The 6,708-nt window shown below is 72.2% G+C and carries 6 protein-coding genes; 4 read left to right on the top strand and 2 right to left on the bottom strand.

Going from position 1 to position 6,708, the window contains the following annotated elements; genetic code table 11:
- Positions 1 to 19: 19 nt before the first annotated feature.
- Together EBN88_RS27620 and EBN88_RS27615 are read right to left on the bottom strand one after the other, a co-directional pair.
- A protein-coding gene (locus tag EBN88_RS27620; protein WP_407703474.1) for an IS5 family transposase occupies positions 20 to 879 on the bottom strand; the annotation gives its coding sequence in 2 pieces (ribosomal slippage) (positions 20 to 519 and positions 519 to 879; 861 coding nt in all).
- Between the two features lie 238 nt (positions 880 to 1,117).
- Entirely contained in the window at positions 1,118 to 1,822 is a 705-nt protein-coding gene (locus EBN88_RS27615; RefSeq protein WP_122399770.1) for a DNA primase, read from the bottom strand.
- A 244-nt stretch (positions 1,823 to 2,066) separates the two neighbouring features.
- On the opposite strand from EBN88_RS27615, the gene nsdA reads away from it, so the two are divergent.
- The 4 genes from nsdA to EBN88_RS27595 form a co-directional block, all read left to right on the top strand.
- Positions 2,067 to 3,671, top strand: coding sequence for a transcriptional repressor NsdA (gene nsdA, locus EBN88_RS27610; protein WP_233581035.1), 1,605 nt, complete (start codon positions 2,067 to 2,069; stop codon positions 3,669 to 3,671).
- Between the two features lie 331 nt (positions 3,672 to 4,002).
- Positions 4,003 to 5,289: an ammonium transporter gene (locus EBN88_RS27605; protein WP_122399768.1), complete on the top strand. Its 1,287-nt coding sequence runs from the start codon at positions 4,003 to 4,005 to the stop codon at positions 5,287 to 5,289.
- On the top strand, positions 5,286 to 5,624 hold the full coding sequence (locus tag EBN88_RS27600) for a P-II family nitrogen regulator (RefSeq protein WP_122399767.1): 339 nt from the start codon (positions 5,286 to 5,288) through the stop codon (positions 5,622 to 5,624). The genes EBN88_RS27605 and EBN88_RS27600 overlap by 4 nt, the downstream gene beginning before the upstream one ends.
- Before the next feature lie 32 nt (positions 5,625 to 5,656).
- Positions 5,657 to 6,708: [protein-PII] uridylyltransferase family protein (locus tag EBN88_RS27595; RefSeq protein WP_199742509.1), on the top strand; the 1,052-nt coding region annotated here is incomplete at its 3' end.

Raw genomic sequence — 6,708 nt, 5'->3', positions numbered from 1 at the left:
CTAGGTTCTTTCGTTTGGATCATCGTGCGGACCAGATGAAGATGCCTGCGATGTGGAGTCCGGCGAGGTAGATGGTTGCGGTTTTGTCGTAGCGGGTGGCGAGGCCGCGCCAGTGTTTGATGCGGTTGATGCACCGTTCGACGGTGTTGCGCTGCTTGTAGATCTCGCGGTCGAAGGCGGGTGGTCTGCCGCCGTGGCTGCCGCGCCGCCTGCGGTGGGCGGCCTGGTCGGCCGGGACGGGGATCACGGCCCGGATGCCGCGTCTGCGCAGATGGTGGCGGATGGCGCGGGAGGAGTAGGCCTTGTCGGCAAGGACCATCGCAGGTCTGGTGCGGGGCCTTCCGGTGGCCCGGGGGACGCGGACGGCGGCCATCACTGGTTCGAAACCGGGGGCGTCACCGGCCTGTCCCGGGGTGAGGTGGAAGGCCAAAGGCCGGCAGTTGCCGTCGGCCGCCAGGTGGATCTTCGTCGTCAATCCGCCGCGGGAGCGTCCGATGGCGTGGTCCGCCGGTTCGCCGTCCGGAGCCCCTTTTTGCGGGCCCCGGCGGCGTGCTGATGGGCACGGACGATCGTGGAGTCCACCGCGACCGCCCAGTGAAGGTCCTCCTCCGCGTCGGCCTGGGCGACCAGAGCGGTGAAGACCCGCTCCCAGGTGCCGTCCAGGGCCCACATCCGCAGCCGGTTGTAGACACCTCTCCAGTTGCCGTACTTCTCCGGCAGGTGGACCCACTGCGTCCCGGTCTGAAACTTGAAGGCAATCGCGTCGATCACCTGCCGATGATCCCGCCAGCGGCCACCCCGCTTCGGCGTCCGGTCCGGCAACAACGGCTCAATCCGCGCCCACTGCGCATCAGTTAACGGCACACCCAGCCCAACGATCCGATGATCCAAACGAAACGGCCTAGGTCGTGTCCGTAGAGTCTCGTCGGATCAGACCGCGGCGTCAGACGCGGTGCGTCGCAAGGCGCCGGATCGCAGCTCATACCTGGCCGTGTTCGCGCGATGCGGTAACGCGGCGAGGTGCCGCGTATGGCGTCGCGGGCCCGGCGAGACTTTACGGACACGGACTAGTTGTATCGAGCATGAGCGTTCCGCCCCGGCTCGGCCGGGCGGCCGGTCAGCCGGGCGGGGCCAGCCGGCGGCAGAGGGCGGCGAGGGCGCCGAGCAACGGGTTGGCGTTCGGCGGGGTGGCGGCCGTCTCCACGTCGGGGCGGCGCAGCCAGACGACCTCGCCGAGTCCGGCGACGGCGGACGGGGGAGCGGGGACATGGGCGCCCTGGCCCAGCGCGGTCAGCCGGGGCGGCGTGCCCGGCCAGCCCAAGGCCCTCAGCAGGGACGGAAGTTGGGCGGCGATGCCGGGCGCGACAAAGAACCAGGCGCGGTCGTCGGGGGCCAGCGCGACCGGGCCGAGCGGGAGCGCCAGCCGGTCGAGCCGGGGCAGCGCGGCCCTGGCCACCGCCTCGGGCACCTGGAGGACGTCGAAGCGCAGCCCGGTGGGCAGCAGCGCGGTGGCGCCGGGTGCGGCGGCGCTCGCCTCGGCCCAGGCGTCGAGCGCCTCGTCGAGCGGGGTGCCGGCCGGGATCACACGCCCGGGGTCCAGCGGGTGGGCGCCCGGCGCCGGGCAGTCGGCCCGCCCGCAGGAGCAGCGGCAACCCCCCTGGCCGGTGGCGAGCACGGCGCCGGGGGTCACGTCCCAGCCCCAGAGCCCGACATACTCGGCCACGGCGGTGTCGAGCGGGGAGCCACCGGCGTCGCGCCGGGCTCCGCGGGCCGGCGGACGCGGCGTCCGACGCTCCCGCATACCGACGATGGTGAAACCCATGCACACTCCAACGGGTCTGATCAGCCGAGGTTACGGCCCGCGCCGGCGGCGCCCGGGGCGCGCAACTCACAACGCGCGCCCCCAAAGTGCTTCGCTCCGCCCGGCGGTGAGCAGCGTGCGTACCAGTGAATCGTGCGAGGTGGGCAGGAGGTTCTCGCGTGAGGGGTGGCGAATGGTGGCGATTGCGGTGGCGACCTCGTCACGCGCGTGATCGTAGGATTACTTTCGGTGCATCGTAGACGGGATGTCAGCAGGCATCCGTCACAACTGGGCGATATCCGGGATCGGAGCGAGAAGCGTGGGCGGCAACGGCAGCGGCGGCAACCCCGTCAGGCGGCCGAACGAACGGCTGACGTCGTGGTTCCACCGCAGCGGCTGGTCCAAGGGCGAGCTGGCCAGACAGGTGAACCGGCGGGCCAGGCAGCTGGGCGCGCACCACGTCAGCACCGACACCTCGCGGGTGCGGCGCTGGCTGGACGGCGAACAGCCCCGCGAGCCGATACCACGCATCCTCTCCGAGCTGTTCTCCGAGCGCTTCGGCTGCGTCGTCAGCGTCGAGGACCTCGGGCTGCGCGCCACCCCGCACGCGGCCGCCGTCTCGGGCATCGACCTGCCCTGGGCGGGCAACCAGACCATCGAGCTGATCAACGAGTTCTCCCGCAGCGACCTGATGCTCGGCCGGCGCGGCTTCCTCGGCACCTCGCTGACCATGTCCGCCGGCCCCGCCCTGATCGAGCCCCTCCAGCGCTGGCTGGTGCCCAGCCCCACCCCGCCCGAGGAGCGCGGCTTCGGCGGCCCCGGCAACGTCACCGGCGTCCACGGCAACGTCAGCGCGCTGCCCACCGCGCAGGGCGCCCCGCCCCGCCGGGGGACCCGGATCTCCCGCGCCGAGCTGGACCAACTCCAGGAGGCGACCGCCCAGTTCCGCGCCTGGGACGCGCAGTGCGGCGGCGGGCTGCGCCGCAAGGCCGTCGTCGGACAGCTGCACGAGGTCACCGACCTCCTCCAGGACAGCCACCCCGCGCCCGTGCGGCGACGCCTCTTCCGGGTCACCGCCGAACTGGCCGAGCTGGCCGGCTGGATGAGCTACGACATCGGGCTCCAGCCGACCGCGCAGAAGTACTTCGTGCTGGCCCTGCACGCGGCGAAGGAGGCCGAGGACCGCCCGCTGGGCGCGTTCGTCCTCTCCCAGATGAGCCGGCAGATGATGCATCTCGGCCGCGCCGAGGACGCGTTGGAGCTGGTGCACCTGGCCCAGTACGGCAGCAGGGAGCAGGCCACGCCGCGCGCCCAGGCGCTGCTGTACGCGCTGGAGGCCAGGGCACACGCCTCGCTCGGCCAGCCGGCCCGCTGCCACCGCGCGGTGCGGCTGGCGGAGGAGGCGTTCGCCGAGAGCGCGCCGGCCGACGGGGACCCTGGCTGGCTCGGCTTCTTCTCGCGGGCCGAGCTGTGCGCGGAGAACGCCCACTCCTACCGGGACCTGGCCTATGTCGCCGGCCGCAGCCCCGCCTATGTCAGCCGCGCCAGGCCGCTGATGGAGGAGGCGGTCGCCGGGTTCGCCGAGGAGTGCGAGCGCGATCCGAACGGCGGGCACCAGCGGTCGTATGCACTCAACCTGATCGGGATGGCCACCGTGCACCTCCTCGCGCGGGAGCCGGAGGACTGCCTGCGGCTGGCCGAACGGGCACTCGATCTGGCCAGTCGGCTCCGCTCCGAGCGGGTCGCCAACCGGCTGCGCACCACCCTCGCCGCCGTCCGCCGGGACTTCGGAGAGCTGCGCCAGGCCGCCGGCCTGACCGAGCGGCTCACCGTCGAACTCCCGGAAACGGAGGCCAGCCGGGCGGTCTGAGCGCCGCCCGCCCCTCGACACCGGCCGTGCCGGCCGCCCCGGACAGTCCGCTCAGGCTCCCCCGCCAGGTCACCCGGGTGGCGTATCGGCACGGCCGGTTCTCGCTCCTCCGCGCGCGGCCGCCCGACGGGCTGCCCGGAGGTGTCGGACACGGTACCGCGCCTGGCCCGGGCCGCTGATCGTTTCATGGTCGCGTAACACGCGATCGGCCATCGTCACGCCCGCGAAACAAACCGGAGCATCGACGGAAACCGCCCTCCGAGAGCCTGTGGCGCATCCTGACCCGCCAAGAACCTGCCCGCACGGGTCGTACTCATGAGGAGATGTCACGTTGGAAGCAGCAGATATCGCTTTTGTAGTGATCTGTGCCGCCATGGTCATGCTGATGACTCCTGGCCTCGCCTTTTTCTACGGCGGCATGATCCGTGTCAAGAGCGCGCTCAACATGCTCATGATGTGTTTCATCGCCACCGGCATCTCCAGCGTGCTGTGGGTGCTCTACGGCTTCACGATCGCCTTCGGTGACAGTGTCAACGGCGAGGGCAACGGGATCATCGGCAACTTCGACTACCTCGGCTTCAGCGGGATGCTCGACGTCGAGGGTTCGGACGCCCTGCTGACCTTCGCGGTGTTCCAGCTGATGTTCGCCGTGCTGACGCCGGCGCTGATCAGCGGCGCGCTGGCCGACCGCGTGAAGTTCAGCTCCTGGGCGCTGTTCATCGCGCTGTGGGTGAGCATCGTCTACTTCCCCGTCGCCCACTGGGTCTGGGGGGAGAACGGCTGGATCGGCGACCTGGAGATCGACGGCCACTCGGTCATCGACTTCGCCGGCGGCACCGCCGTCCACATCAACGCGGGCATCGCGGCCCTCGCCGCCGTCCTGGTGATCGGCAAGCGGATCGGCTTCAAGAAGGACCCGATGCGCCCGCACAACCTCCCGATGGTGCTGCTGGGCGCGGCCCTGCTGTGGTTCGGCTGGTTCGGCTTCAACGCCGGCTCCGAGCTGGCCGCCAACGGCACCACCGCGCTGATGGCCCTCAACACCATGGTCGCCACCGGCACCGCCGTGCTCGGCTGGCTGATCTACGAGCGCATCCGCCACGGGGCCTACACCACGCTGGGTGCCGCCTCCGGCGCCATCGCCGGCCTGGTCGCCATCACCCCCTCCGGCGCCAACGTCAACCCCATGGGCGCCCTGCTCATCGGCCTGGTCGCCGGCGCGGTCTGCGCCTGGGCCGTGAGTCTGAAGTACAAGCTCGGCTACGACGACTCCCTCGACGTGGTCGGCGTCCACCTCGTGGGCGGCATCATCGGCACCCTCATGGTCGGCTTCCTGGCCATCAACGGGGACGGTGGCTTCGCCCAGTTCGCCCTCCAGGCGATCGCGGCGGGGGCGGTCCTGGTCTACTCCTTCGTCGTCACCTGGGTGCTGGCCAAGATCATCGATGTCACCATCGGCTTCCGCGCCAGCGAGGAGGACGAGACCGCCGGCCTCGACCTGGCCTACCACGCCGAGACGGGGTACGACTTCAGCCAGGCCGGCTCCGGAGCGGTGCCCGGCAGCACGGTTACCGCGTCCGCCGACGTGGCGGCCGGTCAGAAGAAGGTGGACGCATGAAGCTCATCGTCGCGGTGATCAAGCCGCACCGGCTGGACGAGGTCAAGGAGGCCCTCCAGGCGTTCGGAGTCCAGGGCCTGACGGTCACCGAGGCCAGCGGCTACGGCCGGCAGCGCGGGCACACCGAGGTCTACCGGGGCGCGGAGTACACCGTCGACCTGGTGCCCAAGGTCCGCGTCGAGATCCTGGTGGAGGACGACGACGCCGACCAGCTCCTGGACGTCGTGGTCAAGGCCGCCAGGACGGGCAAGATCGGCGACGGCAAGGTGTGGAGCCTGCCCGTCGAGACCGCGATCCGCGTCCGCACCGGGGAACGCGGCCCGGACGCCCTCTGAATGATTCGGGACACCTCGGGAGCTACCACCGTATGACGGCCCAGACACCCACCACAGGCGAGGAAGAGGGCCACGACGGCGGCTACGCCTCGGCCCGGCTGCGCCTCCTCAACGAGGAGGCGCGGCCCGGGCCTTCCCGGCGTTCCCGGCTCGCCCGCCTCACCGACGACTGGCTCGCCGGGCTGCTGCGCGCCGCCCCGCGCCCCGGCCGGCTGGCCCTGGTCGCCGTCGGCGGCTACGGAAGGGGCGAACTCTCCCCGCGCAGCGACCTGGACCTGTTGCTGCTGCACGACGGCAAGGCGTCGGCCCGGGAGATCGCCGCCGTCGCCGACCACCTGTGGTACCCGGTCTGGGACCTGGGCCTCGCCCTGGACCACTCCGTGCGCACCATCGCCGAGGCCCGCGCCACCGCCGGCGAGGACCTCAAGGTCCAACTCGGCCTGCTGGACGCCCGCCACCTCGCCGGCGACGCCGCGCTCACCGCCGAGCTGCGCACCGAACTCCTCGGCCAGTGGCGCTCCCAGGCCCCGGCCAGGCTCCCGGAACTCCACGAGCTGGGCCGTGAACGGGCCCGCCGCCAGGGCGAGTTGCCGTTCCTCCTCGAACCCGACCTCAAGGAGGCCAGGGGCGGCCTGCGGGACGCCACCGCGCTCCGCGCCGTCGCCGCGTCCTGGGTGGCCGACGCCCCGCGCCAGGGCCTGGCGGCCGCCCGCAACACCCTGCTCGACGTGCGCGACGCGCTGCACCTGTGCACCGGGCGGGCCACCGAGCGGCTGGCGCTCCAGGACCAGGACCAGGTGGCCGAGGCGCTCGGCGTGCTGGACGCCGACAGCCTGCTGCGCCAGGTCTACGAGGCCGGCCGCACCATCTCCTACGCCTCCGACGTCACCTGGCGCGAGGTCGGCCGGGTACTGCGCGCCCGCACCGCCCGCCGCCGGATCGGCCGGCTGCTCGCCGGCCGGGGCGGCCGTTCCGTGCCGGCCGACCACCGCACCCCGCTGGCCGAGGGCGTGGTGGAGCAGGACGGCGAGGTGGGCCTGGCCCGCGCCGCCCGCCCCGACCGCGACCCGGTGCTCCCGCTGCG

The sequence above is a fragment of the Streptomyces triticirhizae genome (assembly GCF_003696235.1).
Lineage (GTDB): Bacteria > Actinomycetota > Actinomycetes > Streptomycetales > Streptomycetaceae > Streptomyces > Streptomyces triticirhizae.
The sequence above is the reverse complement of the archived record's forward strand: the minus strand, read 5'-3'. Positions and strand labels throughout refer to the sequence as shown.